Origin of the sequence: Taklimakanibacter lacteus (genome assembly GCA_003576695.1) — a bacterium.
Taxonomy (GTDB): domain Bacteria; phylum Pseudomonadota; class Alphaproteobacteria; order Rhizobiales; family Aestuariivirgaceae; genus Taklimakanibacter; species Taklimakanibacter lacteus.
In genome coordinates this window covers 161,387-179,176 of sequence record QOZQ01000012.1, presented here as the reverse complement: position 1 = coordinate 179,176, position 17,790 = coordinate 161,387, and the positions used below count along the sequence as shown (strand labels likewise).

Genomic DNA, 17,790 nt, shown 5'->3' with positions numbered 1-17,790 from the left:
ACTGGTTGAAATTCCCTGCTCGGTTTTCCAAGCCTTTGATTTTGTTGAAGCGGATTCCGTCTCCCCTGTAAATCCCTGTAGTTCCCTGCAAATTCCCTGTTATCCCAGCGCCACCCAGCTGCCATCGGCGAGGCCCGATTTCAGCACAGCCTCGACAAAGGCCAGCGCATCGACACCGTCGGCTCCGGTCGGCGCCAGCAGGCTCGCCGGATCAGGCGGACGCTTGTCGCGCCGTGCCGTGATCTGCTCGGCATAATCGCCATAAAGATTGGCGAACGCCTCGATAAAGCCTTCCGGCAGGCCCGACACCAATCGCGTCGCCTGCTTGGCCGCGGGCGACAGTTTCCCGCCGCGATGGAGCGTCTGGTCGGTGCCGTCGAGGAGACGCAAGTGCAGCTGATCGGGAAAGGCCTCGTCCCAGGCAAGATGCCCCGTCTCGCCATAGACGCGCAGGCGGAAGCCGACCGTCTCGCCGGCCGCCACCATGCTGGCCCACAGCACGCCCCGCGCCCCGCCCTTGAAGCGCAGCAGGATATTGGCATTGTCCTCGAGCTTGCGGCCGGGAACCACGGTGGCGAGATCGGCGGCGAGCGTCTCGATCTCGAGGCCGGTCACGAAGCGCAGCAGATGATAGGCATGGGTCCCGATATCGGCGACGACGCCGCTCGGACCGGCGCTTGCGGGATCGGTGCGCCAGGCCTGCTTGACGCCTTCCTGCTCGAGCGGCGCGGCGAGCCACCCCAGCGCGAACTCGACCTGCACCAGTCTGAGGGCGCCGACCGCCCCTTCGGCCACCAGGCTCCTGGCATGGCGGATCATCGGATAGCCGGAATAATTGTAGGTCACGCCGAGCAGGCGCTGCGCCTTGGCGGCGCGCGCCACCAGGTCCTGTCCGTCCTGCACGGAGGTGGCGAGCGGCTTGTCGCAGATGACGGCGATGCCATGGTCGAGAAATGCCGAGGCGATCGCGTGATGCGACGCATTGGGCGTCACGATGCTGACCGCCTCGATGCCGTCCGGCCGCGCCGCTTCGGCCTTCGCCATCTCGCGATAGTCCGTATAGGTCCGTTCGGCTGAGATGAAGCATTGCGCCGCCGACTCGCGGGCGCGCTCGGCATCGGACGACAGGGCGCCGGCGACAAGATTGAATTTGCCGTCGAGCCGCGCCGCCATGCGATGGCTCTCGCCGATGAAGCCGCCAATGCCGCCGCCCACCATGCCCCAGCGGATCGATCTCTTGATCTTTTCGTTCATCCCGGCCGTCCCTGCGTCCTGATCCACAGATGCTGCAACAGAATGATGGTCTTTGCATCCGCTATTTCACCCGTGGCCACCAGCTGCATCGCCTCGTCGAGCGTCATTTCCAGGATCTCGATATCCTCATCCTCGCCCTCCTTGCCGCCGCCCTTGCCGATGCGATCCTCCGGCGAATAGGCCGCCAGGAACAGCCAGATGCTTTCGGCGATCGCGCCGGGCGAGCCCCAGATGCGCCCATGCGCCTCGAGATCACGGATGCGAAGCCCGAGCTCTTCCTCCGCCTCGCGCAGGGCGCAATCGCGCGGCTCATCGCCATCGAGCAGGCCGGCGCAGGCCTCGATCATCATGCCGTCGGTGCCGCCGAGATAGGGCGGCAAGCGGAACTGCCTGACGAGAAGAACGGTGCCGCGTGAGACGTCATAGGGAAGGACGCTGGCGCCGTGGCCGTGGTCATGCACCTCGCGCACCGCCGGCATGAAGCCGCCCGCATGCTTCTCTATGTCGAGCTTGTAGCGGTTGAGCCTGGCCCAGCCGGAATAGACGAGCTCGGCCGAGGCGATGACGATCTTGGGGACGAATGCCACTATGAGCTCCGTTGCTTGCGCAGAATATCGAGCAGGCTCCGCGCCTTCGGATCGCTCAGGAGATCGCCGATCGCGCGCTGGTTGCGGCGGCGCCAGTTCGGATATTCGCGATCGGTGCCCGGCACATTGAGCTGGTCCGTTTCACCAAAGAGATCATCGACCTGCACGAAGGCGATGGCCGAGCCGGTCTCGGCCAGGAATTCATGGGCGGCACTCATCGGGTCGCCGCTGCCGATGCCGGCCGCGGTGAAAGCTTGCGTCAAGGCCTCGCGCTCGCTCTCATAGTCGCGCCGCTGCTTCGCCTCGTCGGGACTGCGCTTCAGCCGGTGGTCGAGCTCGAGATGCGCTCCCGCCGCCCAGCCGGCAAAGGTCGGCAGGTCATGCGAGCCGAGACAGGCGAGCGACAGATAGGGATAGGCATCGGGTGGGCGGAAGGTCGTCTGGTCCTTTTCGAACCACAGCACCTTGTAGGAGAGGAAATTGCTGCGCGCCAGCCGCTCGCGCAAGCCATCGGGCACCGTGCCAAGATCCTCTCCCACCACCATGCATTGATGGGCAACGCTCTCTTCGGCGACAAGCCGCATCAGCGCATCGACGGGGAAGCTGACATAGGCGCCATCCCTGCCCTCGGCGCCGCGCGGCACCCAGAATTGCCGCTGCAGGCCCAGCACATGATCGATGCGCAACATGCCGCAATGGCGCATATTGGCGCGCAGGATCTGCCGGTAAGGCTCGAGATTGCGCTCGAGAAGAACATGCGGCCGGAACGGCGCCAGGTTCCACACCTGCCCCAGCGCCGAAAACGGATCGGGGGGTGCCCCGATCGACACGGTGCTGGCAAAGGCCTCGGGGTCTGCCCAGATCTCGCCGCCATCGAAGGCGGTGCCGAGCGCCAGGTCGCCATAGAGCGGGCTGCCGCGCCGGGCGCTGTCACCAAGCTGCCGATCGGCGACCCACTGCAGCCATTTGCGGAACAGCACCTGCGGTCCGCGCTCCTTTGCAAAGCGCACAACATCGCCCGTCTGCACCTCGCGCAGCACGGCCGGCCATTTCTGCCGATCGACGCTGCCTCTTTCATCGGCAATCGTCTCGAAGACCGCGTGAAGATGGAGAGCCTCCCCGCCTGCGGCGCAGAAATCCCTGAAGCCCTCGTCCTCCCGACGGACCTGGAAAGCCTCGGCAAGCGCATCCTTCATGACCTTCCACGCCGCGTCATAATCGACATGGCGAAGCTTGCTCAGCGCCGCAGCCGCACCGTGCCCATCTGACAATCCCTCCGGACCGATATAGATCGGATCGATGAAACGGCGATCGGACGGCTGATAGGGACTGGCGCGACTGCGATCGGTCGGGAAAAGATGATGCAGCGGATTGATGCCGGCAAAAGCCGCGCCGGCCTGATGCGCTGTTTCGCCGAAATCGCCGAGCGTCGCGAAGTTGCCCAACGCCGAACCCGACTTGCTCCGCAAGGCATAAAGATGTGCCGCGAGCCCGAAGATCTTCTTGCCCGATGCGAGTGCCGGCGAGAGATGACATTTGCGCTCTTCCGCGGCCGGCTGGGATATGGCCGCGATCCGCCGGAGACTCTCGGCAACATCGCCGCCCGTTTCCGCCGCAAGCCCCATCGCCTTGAGCAGCGCGCGCTTGGTCTCGATCGAAACGTCGTGTCTTTCGCCCTCGACCGTCCACCACACCGAATGGATGCCGGCTTGCTCGGCAAGCTCGTTGACGAGACGGTCGGTGGGCGCGGCACTGCGCTTCACCTTCATCTCCTCGGCAAAGACCGTCACGCTGCGCGGAGCGACCTCCTGGCCGTCGGTCCCCAGCACCGCCCGCCAGCTTCCGCCATCACGCGCGGCAGGAAGCGCCACCTTGTGCGACGATCTTCCGGCATTGAGCCAGATGCAGCACCGATCGCCGCTGCCATAGTCGTAGAAGACAGCCCCCAGCAGCTGGTTGTCGGGATTGTTCCAGTCCGTTTCGCGCAAGCGCTCGCCATCCGCCCTGAGCCAGGACACGTCGGCTAGCCCGGTCGCGTCAGACGCTACGCCGGTCAGAAAGGCGCGGCCCGAAAGTGACGGATGGCCGCGCCGGAGCCGGACGAGCGACTGCACGAAGGCAAGAAGCTCCGCATCGCCCTTTTCCCAGTCGAGCCAGGTCAGCTCATTGTCCTGGGCATAGGCATTGTTGTTGCCCTTCTGGCTGCGGCCGAATTCATCGCCGGCGGTGAGCATGACCGTGCCGCGCGACAGGAGCAGGCTTGCGAGCAAGGCGCGCGCATCATTCGCCCGCGCCGCCTGCGCGGCCTGGTCCCGGCTCTCGCCTTCGACGCCATTGTTCCAGGAGAAATTATTGTCGGTGCCGTCGCGATTGTTCTCGCCATTCGCTTCATTGTGCTTGCCCGCATAGGAGACGAGATCGCGCAAGGTGAAGCCGTCATGGGCGGCGAGGAAGTTCACGCTGCATTGGGGTGTGCGGCCCGAAAATATGTCGGATGATCCGGCGAGCCGTGTGGCCAGCGTCCCCACCATGCCGCGGTCACCGCGCCAGAAGCGGCGCAGGTCGTCGCGAAAGCGGTCGTTCCATTCGAGCCAATGCGGCGGGAAGTGACCCAGCTGGTAGCCGCCGGGACCGATGTCCCAGGGCTCGGCAATGAAGATCAGATCCTTGAGCAGCGGATCCTTCTCGCTCGCCGTGAAGAACGGGGCCGCGGCCGAAAAGCCGTTCGCCCCTCGCCCCAGGATTGTCGCCAGGTCGAAGCGGAATCCATCGATGCCGGTCTCGCTCACCCACAGTCGCATGGCATCGAGGATGAGGCTTAAGCCTGGATCGGCTTCCGCCGAGATCGTATTGCCGCAGCCCGTATCGTTGATCAGCCGGAAGCCGCCGTCATGGCTGTAATAGCTCGCCTCATCGAGGCCGCGCAGCGACAGTGTCGTGCCCTCGGCATCGCTCTCGCCCGTATGGTTATAGACGACATCGAGAATGACCTGGAGACCGGCGGCATGCAGCACCTCGACCGCGGCGCGGATTTCCGCGAAACCGCCCGGCGCCACCCGTGGATCGGGCGCCATGAAGGTCACCGGGTTGTAGCCCCAGCCATTATGCAGGCCGAGCGGCGGCAGGTGGCGCTCGTCGATCCATGCGGCGAGCGGCATGAGCTCGACCGTGTCGATGCCGAGCGCGGCCAGATGCTCGATCACCGCCGGATGCGCCAGCCCCGCCACCGTGCCGCGCAGCTTCTCCGGCACTTTCGGATGCAGCCTGGTGAAGGCTTTGACCGGGACTTCGTAGATGATCTCGGGCGGCCTGGGGCGGGAACGCGACACCTGCGGCAATGGCCGCTCGATGATTGCCTTCGGGACCAGCGCCGCCGTATCCACACCTTTGCGGGTCAGATCGGCATGATGAGCAAAGGCGCGATCGAGACGGCGCGCATAAGGATCGACCAGCAGTTTCGCAGGATCGAAGCGATGCCCGGCTTCGGGCGCCCATGGCCCATCGGCGCGCAGGCCATAGCGTTGTCCTTCCCCGATGCCGGCCAGAAACACCTTGTGCACATCGCCCTGCCGATCCATGGCGACGCGCCGCGTCTCGCGATCCTCCGCGTCGAAGAGACAGACCTCGATGCGCGTGGCGTGACGCGAAAAGACGGCGAACTCGGCGCCGTCTTCCGTCAGTGTCACGCCGAGTGAGTGATCAGGAAGAATGAGCATCTGTCCCGCAAAGCATCATCTCTAAGTACCCTCATGCTGAGGTGCGAGCGAAGCGAGCCTCGAAGCATCCCTCAGGATAGATCGAATCTGTTGCAGCACACCCTTCGAGGCCCGGCTACGCCGGGCACCTCAGGGTGAGGGTGGTACGTTGACTTGAACACATTCTCAGGTGATGACAGTGGGCGCGCTGCGTCCGGTGCGTGTCTCGATCTCGGCCAGGTTGCGGGCGATGGCGATCAGATCGGACAAGGCCGCCTGCGTGTCGCCGCCCTGCTTGGCGGGATCGGGCTCATAGCGCTCGATATAGACGCGGATCGTGGCGCCCGCCGTACCGGTGCCCGAAAGGCGATAGATGATGCGCGAGCCGTCCTTGAACAGGAAGCGCAAGCCCTGTCCCTTCGAATCCGACTGATCGACGGGATCGTGATAGGCGAAATCGTCGGATTTCACCAAGGTCTTGCTGCCCAGGGGCGGAATGTCGGTCTTGCCGAGAAATCCCCTGATATGGTTCATCAGGCCGTTCGCGCGCTCTGTGTCCACTTCCTCATAGTCATGGCGCGTGTAGAAATTCCGCCCATAGTCGCGCCAGTGCTGGAAGACGATGTTCTCGACGCTTTCCTTGCGCTTGCCCAGTATATTGAGCCACAGCAGCACCGCCCAAAGCCCGTCCTTCTCGCGCACATGGTTGGAGCCGGTGCCGGCGCTTTCTTCGCCGCAGATCGTTGCCAGCCCCGCATCGAGCAGGTTGCCGAAGAACTTCCATCCCGTCGGCGTCTCATAGCATTTGACTTTCAGCCGCTCGGCCACACGGTCGGCGGCCATGCTGGTCGGCATCGAGCGCGCAATGCCGGCAATGCCCTTGGCATAGCCCGGCGCCAGATGCGCATTGGCCGACAGGAGGGCGAGTGAATCGGACGGTGTCACGAAGATGTTGCGGCCGATGATGAGATTGCGGTCGCCGTCGCCATCGGAAGCGGCGCCGAAATCGGGCGCTTCCTTCGCCATCATCAGGTCATGGAGCGCCTTGGCGTGGACCAGGTTGGGATCGGGATGATGGCCGCCGAAATCGGGTAAGGGCGTGCCGTTGACCACGGTGCCCTCGGGCGCCCCCAGCGTCTTCTCGAGGATCGCCCTGGCATAGGGACCGGTGATCGCATGCATGGCATCGAAGCGCATGCGGAACGTGCCGGCGAACATGTCGCGGATCACGTCGAAATCGAACAGCTCTTCCATCAGCGCCTGATAGTCGGCCACCGGATCGAAGACCTGGACACGCATGCCCTCGATCTCGTTAGTGCCGATGCGGTCGAGCGCGACATCGGGCGCATCCGAGATCAGATAGCGGTCGATCACCTTGGTGCGCGCGAAGACGGCTTCGGTGATCTTCTCTGGCGCCGGCCCGCCATTGGAGATGTTGTACTTGATGCCGAAATCGCCATCCGGCCCGCCGGGATTATGGCTCGCCGACAGCACGATGCCGCCAAAGGCCTTGTGCTTGCGGATGACATGGGAGGCGGCCGGCGTCGACAGCAGGCCGCCCTGCCCGACAAGCACGCGGCCGAAGCCGTTGGCGGCCGCCATCTTGACCGCGGTCTGGATCACCTCGCGATTGTGGAAGCGGCCGTCACCGCCGATGACCAGCGTCTTGCCCTTGAAGCCCTCGAGCGAATCGAAGATCGACTGGATGAAATTCTCGGAATAGTTCTTCTGCTGGAAGACCGGCACTTTCTTTCGCAGGCCCGAGGTCCCGGGCTTCTGGTCGGCGAACGGCTTCGTCGGAACGGTCTTGATCATCTGGCCTCGTCAACTTTGCAAGAGCTTCTGGTAGAGCTGCGCATAGCGCGCCGCACTTTTCTCCCAGGAAACGTCGGTCTTCATGCCGGCTTTCTGCATGCTATTCCATGCCTTGCGGTCGGCATAGAGTCTAGTTGCGCGCTCGATGGCGCGCGCCAGTGTTGACGCATCGACAGGGGCGAACTGGACACCGGTGGCGCTTTCCTGATCGAGCGCGGCCTCGTTGGCATCGACGACCGTGTCGGCAAGACCGCCGACCCGCGAAACCACCGGAACGCAGCCATAGCGCAGGCCATAGAGCTGGGTCAGCCCGCAAGGCTCGAAGCGCGACGGAATGAGTATAGCATCCGCCCCGCCCTGCAGCAGATGCGACAGGCCTTCGTCATAGCCGATCTTGACGGCGATGCGGCCCGGATATTTTTCAGCCGCCTCGCGGAAATCATTTTCGAGTGCCGCATCGCCCGATCCGAGCAGCGCCAGCCGCGCCCCTTGCGCAACAAGTCCATCGAGGCACTGCGCCAGGATATCCATGCCCTTCTGCCAGGTCAGCCGGCTCACCACGCAGAACAGCAGCCCGTCGCTTTGCTCGAGACCGAGGCGTTCTTCCACGGCGCGCTTGTTGGCCAGGCGCCGCTGGACGAAATTGCGCGGCACATAGGAGAGCGCCAGGTGAGCATCGCTTGCCGGATTCCAGATGTCGGTGTCGATGCCGTTGACGATCCCGGTCAGGGCATCGCGGCGCGCTCGCAGCAGGCCATCGAGCCCCATGCCATAATCAGGCGTGCGGATCTCTTCCGAATAGCTCGGGCTCACTGTCGTGATCGCATCGGCGTAATTGAGCCCGCCTTTGAGGAAGCCGACATCGCCGTAATATTCGACACCGCCGATGGAGAAGGCGGCCTCGGGTAGGCCGAGCGCGGGAAAGATGCTGGCGGAGAATTGCCCCTGGAAGGCGATGTTGTGAACCGTGAGCACCGTCTTGGCGGCGGGCTGCGGGGTAAAATGGAGATAGGCCGGCGCCAACGCCGCCTGCCAGTCATGCGCATGGACGATGTCGGGCGCGAAGTCCTTGACGGTCCCGCGTCCTGCATCGGCCGCGGCGCGCGACAATGCCGCGAAGCGCATCCAGTTGTCGGGCCAGTCCTTGCCGTCGGGACCGGTATAAGGATTGCCGGACCGGTCGAAGAGATGCGGCGCATCGAGCGCCAGCAGATCGAGGCCGGCAGCCGTGCCGGCCAGCAGCCGCGCCGGCCCGCCAAAGAGATCCTCATAGCGGTGCACCGGCTTCGCATCCTCGAGCGCCGCCATGACTTTGGGATAGGCCGGCATCATCACGCGCATCTCGGCGCCGTGATGCTTCAAGGCCGCAGGCAGGGCGCCGGCCACATCGGCAAGCCCGCCGGTCTTGACCAGCGGGAACACCTCCGACGCGACCGCCAGGATCTTGATCATTTCTGCGCGACGAGCCTGTCGATCATCGGCTGGGTGATGAGGCATATGCCGTTGCCGGTGCGCCGGAACCGCTTGCCGTCGAGATCGGGATCGTCGCCGACCACCAGGCCTTCGGGGATTTCGACGCCTCTGTCGATGACGACACGCTTCAGCCGGGCGTTGCGGCCGATATTCACATAGGGAAGCACGACCGCCTGCTCCATGCGCGAATAGGAGTTGATGCGCACCCCGGTGAAGAGCAGCGAGTTTTTGACACCGGCGCCTGAGATGATGCAGCCCCCCGATACCAGCGAGCTCACCGCCTTGCCGCGCCGTCCGTCCTCGTCATGCACGAACTTCGCCGGCGGCACGAGTTCCGAATAGGTCCAGATCGGCCAGTTGTTGTCATAGAGATCGAGCGCCGGCACGGTATCGGTCAGGTCGATATTGGCCTCCCAATAGGCGTCCACCGTTCCGACATCGCGCCAATAGGACTGGCTCTCATTCTCCGAGCGCACGCAGGAGCGCGGGAAACGATGCGCATAGGCTTTCCCATTCTTGACCAGATAGGGAATGATATTCTTGCCGAAATCGCGATCGGATCCCTTCTCCGCCGCGTCGCGCCGCAACTGATCGGCGAGAAACCTGGTCTTGAACACATAGATGCCCATCGAGGCGAGAGCCATGTCGGGCTTGTCGGGCATGCCCGGAGGGTCCTTCGGCTTCTCGATGAAGCTCAGCACGCGATCCTTGTCATCGACATGCATGACGCCGAAGCCCGTCGCCTCCATACGCGGCACTTCCAGGCAGCCGATGATCACATCGGCATCCGCATCGACGAGCTGCTGCAGCATCGGCTCATAATCCATCTTGTAGATGTGATCGCCGGCCAGGATGATCATGAATTCGGGGCCGTAGCTCTCGATGATATCGAGATTCTGGTAGACGGCGTCAGCCGTGCCCGCATACCACTCGTTTTCGGCGACGCGCTGGCTGGCGGGCAGGATATCGAAGCTCTCATTGCGCTCGGGGCGCAGGAAATTCCAGCCGCGCTGCAGATGGCGGATCAGGCTGTGCGCCTTGTATTGGGTCGCGACGCCGATGCGCCTTATGCCGGAATTGATCGCATTGGCGAGGGCAAAATCGATGATGCGCGTCTTGCCGCCGAAATAGACCGCGGGCTTGGCGCGCCTGTCGGTCAGTTCCATCAGGCGTGAGCCACGCCCGCCCGCCAGCACATAGGCCATGGCATCGCGCGCCAGTGGTGCGTGTCTGCGTTTCTCACTCATACTACCCCTCCCTATTCCTCAGCCTCGAGGATCAGCGTCGCCAGTGGCGGCAGCGTCACGCGGGCACTCGCTGGCCGTCCGTGCGATCCTTGTTGTTCCGCCATGATGGCACCAAAATTGCCCAGGCCGCTACCGCCATATTGGCTTGCATCCGTGTTGATCCGTTCACGCCAGCGTCCCCAATGGGGAAGCGACAGCACATAGTCTTGCCGCGGCACTGGTGTAAAATTGCAAACGGCCACCACGGGCCGATGGTTCCCGCCCGATTTGCGCATCCAGGCGAAGACTGAATTGTCGCGGTCATCGGCGATCAGCCATTCGAAGCCATCCCCTTCGCAATCGCGCGCATGGAGCTGGGGCAGCTCGCGATAAAGCCGGTTGAGGTCGCGCACCAGCGTCCGCACTCCGCCATGCGAGGGATATTGCAGGAGGTCCCAGTCGAGCCCGCGCGCCTCGCTCCATTCGTTGCGCTGCGCGAATTCCTGCCCCATGAACAGCAGCTTCTTGCCGGGATAGGCCCACATGAAGGCGTAATAGGCCCGCAAATTCGCGAATTTCTGCCAGTCGTCGCCCGCCATCTTGGTGAGGAGCGAGCCCTTTCCATGCACCACCTCGTCATGCGACAGCGGCAGCACGAAATTCTCCGAGAAGGCATAGAGCAGGCCGAAGGTCAGCTCGTTATGGTGATGCTTTCGGTGGATCGGCTCATGCGCCATATAGGCAAGCGTGTCATGCATGAAGCCCATATTCCACTTGAACCCGAAGCCGAGGCCGCCCGAATGCACGGGTTGCGACACGCCGGGCCAGGCGGTCGACTCTTCGGCAACCGTGACGACGCCCGGATGCGTGCCATAGGTCGTGGCATTCATCCGCTTGAGAAAGGCGATGGCTTCCTTGTTCTCGCGCCCGCCCTCCTCATTCGGAATCCATTCGCCGGCCTTGCGTGAATAATCGAGATAGAGCATGGAGGCGACGGCATCGACGCGCAAGCCATCGGCATGGAAGCGCTCCATCCAGTAGAGCGCATTGTTGATGAGGAAGGCCTGCACCTCGGTGCGGCCGAAATTATAGATGGCGGTGTTCCAGTCGGGATGGAAGCCGCGCCGCGGGTCGTCATGCTCATAAAGGCTGGTGCCGTCGAAATGGGCAAGCCCGTGCTCATCGGTCGGGAAATGCGCCGGCACCCAGTCGAGGATCACGCCGAGGCCCATCGCATGGGCGCGGTCGATGAAGTAAGCGAAGTCGTTGGGCGGTCCGAACCGCGCCGTCGGCGCATAGAGGCCGGTCGGCTGATAGCCCCATGAGGGATCGTAAGGATGCTCGCTGACCGGCAGCAGCTCGATATGGGTGAAGCCCATATCGGCGGCATAAGGGAGAAGCTCGTCGGCCAGTTCACGGTAGCTGAGGAAGCCGCCATCGCCACGGCGCCGCCAGGAGCCCAGATGCACTTCATATATGGTCATCGGGCTGCGGCGCTGGTCCTTCTCGCCCCTCGCCTTCAGATAGCCGGCATCGCTCCAGGCGAAAGTCTCAGGGCTTGCGATCACTGAGGCCGTTTTCGGCCGCAGCTCCGACTGGAAGGCGAAGGGATCGGCCTTCAGCGGCAGCAACGTGCCCTGGGCGCCGATGATCTCGAATTTGTAGACCGTCCCCGGCTCGAGCTCGGGGATGAAGATTTCCCACAGGCCGGCGCCGGCGCGGTGGCGCAGCACATGCCGGCGTCCGTCCCAGTTGTTGAAATCGCCGACGATGGAGACCCGCTTCGCATTGGGCGCCCACAGCGCGAAATTGACGCCGGCAATGCCTTCATGGGTGACGGGATGCGCGCCGAGCTTGTCATAGAGCCTGAGATGCGTGCCCTCGGCCACATAATAATCGTCCAACGGCCCCAGAACCGGACCGAAGGAATAGGCATCGACCACCGTCCACTGGCCGGTCGCGTTCATGGCCTCGTAGAAGACCGGCGCCTGGTTCTTGAGCGCCACCTTGCCTTCGAAGAACCCCTCGCTTTCGCGCCCTTCGAGGTCGCCGAGCGCCTTGCCGTCGAGGCTGAAGGCTGACACCTTTTCCGCGCCCGGAATGACGGTGCGGGCCACATAGCCCGATTTGACCTTATGTATGCCGAGCCTTGCAAATGGATCGCCATGGGTTCCCGAAACAAGCGCCGATATCTCCGCCGGCTCGAGCTGCCATGACGACAGGGCCATTCAGCCTCCCATGGACGGCACGGTCCAGATTTCCCGCGCATAGTCGCGGATCGTCCGGTCGGCGGAGAACCACGCCATGTTGGCCGTGTTCCGGATGGCCTTGTCATACCAGCGCGAAGGCTCGTTCCACACGGCATCGACTTCGCGCTGCGCTTTGGCATAGGCGGCGAAATCGGCCGCCACCATGAACCAGTCGCTCGAATAGAGGAGATCGATGAGCCCCTTGTAGCGATCGGCCTCGCCGGGCGAGAACACGCCCGATCCCATCATGTCGAGCACATCCTTGAGTTCAGGGCTGGCCTCGATGACGGCGCGCGGATTGTAGCCATTGGCACGGCGCTGGGCCACCTCCTCCGCCGTCATGCCGAAGATCACGATATTGTCGGCTCCGACATGCTCGCGGATCTCGACATTGGCGCCATCGAGCGTGCCGATGGTGAGCGCCCCGTTGAGCGCGAATTTCATGTTCCCGGTGCCGGAGGCTTCCATGCCCGCGGTCGATATCTGCTCGGACAGATCGGCAGCCGGCACGATCAGCTCGGCAAGGCTCACATTGTAGTTGGGGATGAAGGCGATCTTGATCAGGCCGCGCACCGCGGGATCGGAATTGATGACCCGCGCCACGTCATTGGCGAGCCTGATGATGAGCTTCGCCTGCCAGTAGCTCGCTGCCGCCTTGCCGCCCAGGATCTTCACCCGCGGCACCCAGCTGCGCTCCGGATGCGAGCGGATCTGGTTGTAGACCGCGATCGCTTCCAGGATGTTGAGCAGCTGGCGCTTGTATTCGTGGATGCGCTTGACCTGCACATCGAACATGGCCGAGGGATCTACCCTCAATCCCATGACCTCCTGGATGGCGCGCGCCAGTCTCGCCTTGTTGGCGCGCTTGATCGCGGCGAAGCGCTGCTGGAAGGCGCTGTCGGCGGCATGGTTGTTGAGCTCCTTGAGCTGATCCAGATCGTCGAGCACCTTGTCGCCGATCGCCTCGCAGACAAGCCTGGTCAGCCCGTCATTGGCCTGGAACAGCCAGCGCCGCGGCGTGATGCCGTTGGTCTTGTTGGTGATGCGGCCGGGGAAGGCTTCGTTGAGGTCCCTGAAGACGGTGGTCTTCATCAGCTCGGTGTGGAGAGCCGACACGCCATTGACCTTGTGCGAGCCGGCAAAGGCGAGCTGGCCCATGCGCACCCGGCGGCCATTGTGTTCATCGATCAGCGAGATCGCCGACAGCATGGCGTCGCTCGCCGACTTTGCCCGCGCCTCCTGCAGCAATTGGGCATTGATCGCATAGATGATCTGCATATGCCTTGGCAGCAGCCGCTCAAAGAGATGAACTGGCCAGGTCTCGAGCGCCTCGGGCAGCAGCGTGTGGTTGGTATAGGAGATGCAGGCATTGGTGAGCTTCCAGGCATGGTCCCAGTCGAGGTCATGCCGGTCGATGAGGATGCGCATCAGCTCGGCGACGGCAATGGCCGGATGCGTGTCGTTGAGCTGGATGGCCACCTTGTCCGGCAGGCTGTCGAGCGCGCCGAACTGCTTGATATGGCGGCGCACCAGGTCGCGCAGCGACGCCGAGACGAAGAAATATTCCTGCCTGAGCCGCAGTTCCTGTCCGGCGGGCGTGCTGTCGGAGGGATAGAGCACCTGGGTGATGGTGTCGGCCCGATTCTGTTCGGCGAGCGCGCCTGCATAGTCGCCACGATTGAAGGCATCGAGCCTTATCGGATCGAAGGCCTGCGCGCTCCACAGCCGCAGCGTGTTGACGCGCTTGCCGCGCCAGCCGGCGATCGGCGTGTCGAAGGCGACCGCCTGCACCGTCTCGGCCGGCAGCCAGGTGTGCTTGAGCGAATTGTCTTCTCTCTCGACCGTCTCGACCGAGCCGCCGAAGCCCACATCATAGGCCGCCTCCTGGCGCTCGAACTCCCATGGATTGCCATGGGCGAGCCAGTCTTCCGGCAACTCGATCTGCTGACCGTTCTTGATCTTCTGCTTGAACAGGCCGTGCTGGTAGCGGATGCCATAGCCGTAAGCGGGAATATCGACGCTCGCCATGCTTTCCATGAAGCAGGCGGCGAGCCGTCCGAGGCCGCCATTGCCCAGCGCTGCGTCGGGCTCGAGCGCTTCAACCAGGTCGAGGTCGACATTGAGGCTCTTGAGCGCCTGGGTGACGGGTTCGACCAGCCCCAGATTGCTCATCGCGTCGCGCAACAGGCGGCCGATGAGGAATTCGAGCGACAGATAATAGACGCGCTTGGCGCTCTTGGCATAGGCATCGCGCGTCGAATTCATCCAGTGGTCGATGACCCGGTCGCGCACCGCATGGATGGTGGCGGCGAGCCAGTCGTGATTGCGCGCCACCAGCGGATCCTTGCCCACCGTGTAAGCGAGCTTTTCCAGGATCTCGGCGCGCAAGGTGGCAGCATCGGTGCGCCGCGGCGCCGGCTTCGGCGCATCGGGGTGGATTTGCGTGACAGTCTGAACCATGGGCCCTCGATCAAGTTTTATGCTCTATTATTATATGCCGAACAGCAAGACTATTTGACGGGGTTAAGATGGTGCGATTGGCCGCAAATTTGAGCATGATGTTCCAGGAAATCCCCTTTCTGGAGCGCTTTGCCGCCGCTGCGGAAGCGGGCTTCAAGGGCGTCGAATTCCTGTTTCCCTATGCGTTCGACAAGGCCGAGATCGCCCGACGGCGCAAGGAGGCAGGACTTGCACAAATTTTGTTCAATACCGCGCCCGGCAATTGGGATGCCGGGGAACGGGGTTTCGCCGCCCTTCCGGCCCGGAAGGACGTCTTCCGCAGGATATTCGAGCAGGCTCTCGATTATTCGATCACGCTCGAGAACCCGCGCATCCACGTGATGGCCGGCATTCCGGCCAAGGACGACGATCTCTCTGCCTGCCGGGAGTGCTTTGTCGAGAATCTGCGCTGGGCCTCAGGCCTGGCCAAGCCCCATGGCGTAACCCTTCTCATCGAGCCCCTCAACCCGGTCGATATGCCGGGCTATTTCCTGACCTCGGCCGATCAGGCGGCCGAGATCCTGGCCGATGTCGGCGCCTCCAATGCCAGGCTGCAATATGATCTCTACCACCAGCAGATGAGCCGCGGCGCCGTTGCCCAGACCCTGCGCAAGCATTTTCCGATCATCGGCCATATCCAGATCGCCGGTGTGCCGGGCCGCAATGAGCCCGATCAGAACCAGGAGCTCAACGCGCCCTATCTGCTCAAATTGATCGATGAGCTGGGCTATGACGGCTGGATCGGCTGCGAATACCGCCCGCGCGCCGCGACCGGCGACGGCCTGGGCTGGCTCAAGCCTTACCTGTAGCCGTTGCACCGCGTCGAAGGCGTAGTCCCTGATCAAGCCGCGGCGTGAGATCAGCCTCCCGCCAGCGCCTTGATCAGGCCGTTGACCTTGCCGGCCTGCTCCATCTGCACCATGTGGCCGGCGCCGTCGATGATCTCGACTTTGGCGCCCGCCGCTGCCTTCGCATGAGCCGCGGGGACAATCTTGTCCTCCGCGCCCCAGATGACGAGGGTTGGAACGCCCGACGATTTCAGCGCGTCAGCAAGGACCGCGGCCTGCTTTCCGTTCGGAAACACGCCATTCTTGAGGGCGGTCAGCGCATCGCCGACACCGTCGAGCCGCTTGTACTTCAAGAGATCATCGACCATCTGCCGGCTCACCAGCGAACTGTCGGCGAACAGGTTCTCCAGCGCCGGCTTGAGATCGCGCCGTGAGCTCGCCCCGATGAAGCCGTCGATATAACCCATATTGATGTCGGGCCCGAGCCCGGCGGAACAGATCAGCGTCAGCGATTTCACCCGGCCTTTCGCCGTCCGGGCGATCTCCATCGCGACGGCACCGCCCAGCGAATGGCCGACGAGATGCGCTTTGTCGACCTTCACCGCATCCATGAAGCCCGTCACGGCCTTGGCGAGGCCTCCGACCGTCGGATCGGCGACCGTCTTCGTCGACTGCCCATGACCAGGCAGATCGAGCGTATAGACGGTGGCGCCTTCCGCCAGCGCGTCGGCATTGAACAGCCAGTTGTCGAGATCGCCGCCGAAGCCATGGATGAGGATCACCGCATTGTCGGACGAGCCGCGCTTGGTGTAGCGCAGCCGGCCCGTCCCCGTGTCGATGAACTCATAGCGGGGGCCCGCCTCCTCCTCGCCCTCTTCCGCCGCCGGCACGACATAGGCGCCGACGAAGGCCTCGATATCGGCGTCCGGCACATCGTCATCCGCCAGCACGCCGATCAGCGTCTTGATCGGATAGATCGTGTCTTCCTGGCCGATGCGCCGGCGCAGAGTGCCGGCTTCGCTCGCCTCGACGGCGCCGGCGATCTTGTCGGTCTCGACCTCGAGGATCTGGTCGCCGACCTTGACCTTGTCGCCGTCCTTCATCAGCCAGGATGCCAATTTGCCCTCCGCCATGGAGAGCCCCCATTTCGGCATGACGATGGGGATGATACGCTTGTCCGACATGTAAGCTCCTCAATTCGCCATGGTCTTGCGCGCAGCGGCAGCGATCTTTTCCGCACTCGGCAGGTAAATATCCTCGAGCGCCGAAGAGAACGGCACCGGCGTGTGCGGCGCCGTCACCATCTGGATGGCGGATTTGAGCGACTTGAACGCTTCCTGCGACACCTTTGCCGAGACATCGCTCGCGATCGAGCAGCGCGGATGCGCTTCGTCGACGCAGACCAGCCGGCCGGTATTCTCGACACTGTCGAGCACCGTGTCCCAGTCGATCGGCGAAAGCGTCCTGAGATCGATCACCTCGCATTCGACCTTGTCCTTGGCGAGCTGGGCGGCCGCGTCCATGGCGCGATGCACCATCATGCCATAGGTGACGATCGTCACATGCTTGCCTTCGCGCACCACATTGGCCTCGCCGAACGGGATCGCATAGGATTCCTGCGGCACGTCGCTCTCGATGCCATAGAGGTTCTTGTGCTCGCAGAAGATCACCGGGTCGTTGTCGCGGATCGACTGGATGAGCAGGCCCTTGGCGTCATAGGCATTGGATGGGCAGACGACCTTGAGGCCGGGTATGTGGGTGAAGAGCGGCGTCAGCATCTGCGAATGCTGGGCCGCGGCGCGGAAGCCGCCGCCCACCATGGTGCGGATGACGACCGGCGTCTGCGCCTTGCCGCCGAACATGTAGCGGAACTTCGCTGCCTGGTTGAATATCTCATCGAAACATACGCCCATGAAATCGATGAACATGAGCTCCGCCACCGGACGCATCCCGCAGGCGGCAGCCCCCACCGCGGCGCCGATATAGGCGGATTCCGACAAGGGCGTGTCCATGAGGCGGTCGCCATGCTTGGCATAGAGGCCTTTGGTGACGCCGAGCGCGCCGCCCCAGGCATCCTTCTCGCCTTCCCCGCCCATGCCGCCGACGATGTCCTCGCCCATCACGATCACGGTCGGGTCGCGCGTCATCTCCTGGTCGAGCGCCTCGTTGATTGCCTGCCGCATGCTGATCTTGCGTGCCATTTT

Annotated in this window: 11 protein-coding genes; 1 reads left to right on the top strand and 10 read right to left on the bottom strand. The window is 63.5% G+C overall.

Annotated features, from left to right (window positions below):
• Positions 1 to 99: 99 nt before the first annotated feature.
• The 8 genes from DT068_RS23105 to DT068_RS23070 all read right to left on the bottom strand — a co-directional run bounded on the left by DT068_RS23105 (position 100) and on the right by DT068_RS23070 (position 14,759).
• Positions 100 to 1,254 (bottom strand): Gfo/Idh/MocA family protein, encoded by a 1,155-nt coding sequence (locus tag DT068_RS23105; protein WP_368905059.1) that lies wholly within the window; start codon positions 1,252 to 1,254, stop codon positions 100 to 102.
• The gene (locus DT068_RS23100) at positions 1,251 to 1,841 is read right to left on the bottom strand and encodes an NUDIX domain-containing protein (RefSeq protein WP_119392257.1); all 591 of its coding nucleotides are present in this window, start codon (positions 1,839 to 1,841) and stop codon (positions 1,251 to 1,253) included. Before DT068_RS23100 ends, DT068_RS23105 begins: the two co-directional genes overlap by 4 nt.
• Positions 1,841 to 5,557, bottom strand: a complete 3,717-nt coding sequence (glgX, locus tag DT068_RS23095) for a glycogen debranching protein GlgX (RefSeq protein ID WP_119392256.1) — start codon at positions 5,555 to 5,557, stop codon at positions 1,841 to 1,843. Before glgX ends, DT068_RS23100 begins: the two co-directional genes overlap by 1 nt.
• 165 nt (positions 5,558 to 5,722) lie before the next feature.
• Complete coding sequence (locus DT068_RS23090; RefSeq protein ID WP_119392255.1) at positions 5,723 to 7,351, bottom strand: alpha-D-glucose phosphate-specific phosphoglucomutase; 1,629 nt, start codon at positions 7,349 to 7,351, stop codon at positions 5,723 to 5,725.
• A 9-nt stretch (positions 7,352 to 7,360) separates the two neighbouring features.
• Entirely contained in the window at positions 7,361 to 8,800 is a 1,440-nt protein-coding gene (glgA, locus tag DT068_RS23085; RefSeq protein WP_368905071.1) for a glycogen synthase GlgA, read from the bottom strand.
• Positions 8,800 to 10,071, bottom strand: a complete 1,272-nt coding sequence (glgC, locus tag DT068_RS23080) for a glucose-1-phosphate adenylyltransferase (RefSeq protein ID WP_119392253.1) — start codon at positions 10,069 to 10,071, stop codon at positions 8,800 to 8,802. The genes glgA and glgC overlap by 1 nt, the downstream gene beginning before the upstream one ends.
• An 11-nt stretch (positions 10,072 to 10,082) precedes the next feature.
• On the bottom strand, positions 10,083 to 12,278 hold the full coding sequence (gene glgB, locus DT068_RS23075; RefSeq protein WP_119392252.1) for a 1,4-alpha-glucan branching protein GlgB: 2,196 nt from the start codon (positions 12,276 to 12,278) through the stop codon (positions 10,083 to 10,085).
• A complete protein-coding gene (locus DT068_RS23070; RefSeq protein ID WP_119392251.1) occupies positions 12,279 to 14,759 on the bottom strand; it encodes a glycogen/starch/alpha-glucan phosphorylase in 2,481 nt (826 codons plus the stop codon).
• Positions 14,760 to 14,827: 68 nt separating this feature from the next.
• On the opposite strand from DT068_RS23070, the gene otnI reads away from it, so the two are divergent.
• Positions 14,828 to 15,607, top strand: coding sequence for a 2-oxo-tetronate isomerase (otnI, locus tag DT068_RS23065; RefSeq protein ID WP_119392250.1), 780 nt, complete (start codon positions 14,828 to 14,830; stop codon positions 15,605 to 15,607).
• Between the two features lie 50 nt (positions 15,608 to 15,657).
• On the opposite strand, the gene DT068_RS23060 is transcribed toward otnI, so the two are convergent.
• On the bottom strand, positions 15,658 to 16,770 hold the full coding sequence (locus DT068_RS23060; protein WP_119392249.1) for an acetoin dehydrogenase dihydrolipoyllysine-residue acetyltransferase subunit: 1,113 nt from the start codon (positions 16,768 to 16,770) through the stop codon (positions 15,658 to 15,660).
• A 9-nt stretch (positions 16,771 to 16,779) separates the two neighbouring features.
• Positions 16,780 to 17,787 (bottom strand): alpha-ketoacid dehydrogenase subunit beta, encoded by a 1,008-nt coding sequence (locus tag DT068_RS23055; RefSeq protein ID WP_119392248.1) that lies wholly within the window; start codon positions 17,785 to 17,787, stop codon positions 16,780 to 16,782.
• Positions 17,788 to 17,790 lie beyond the last annotated feature (3 nt).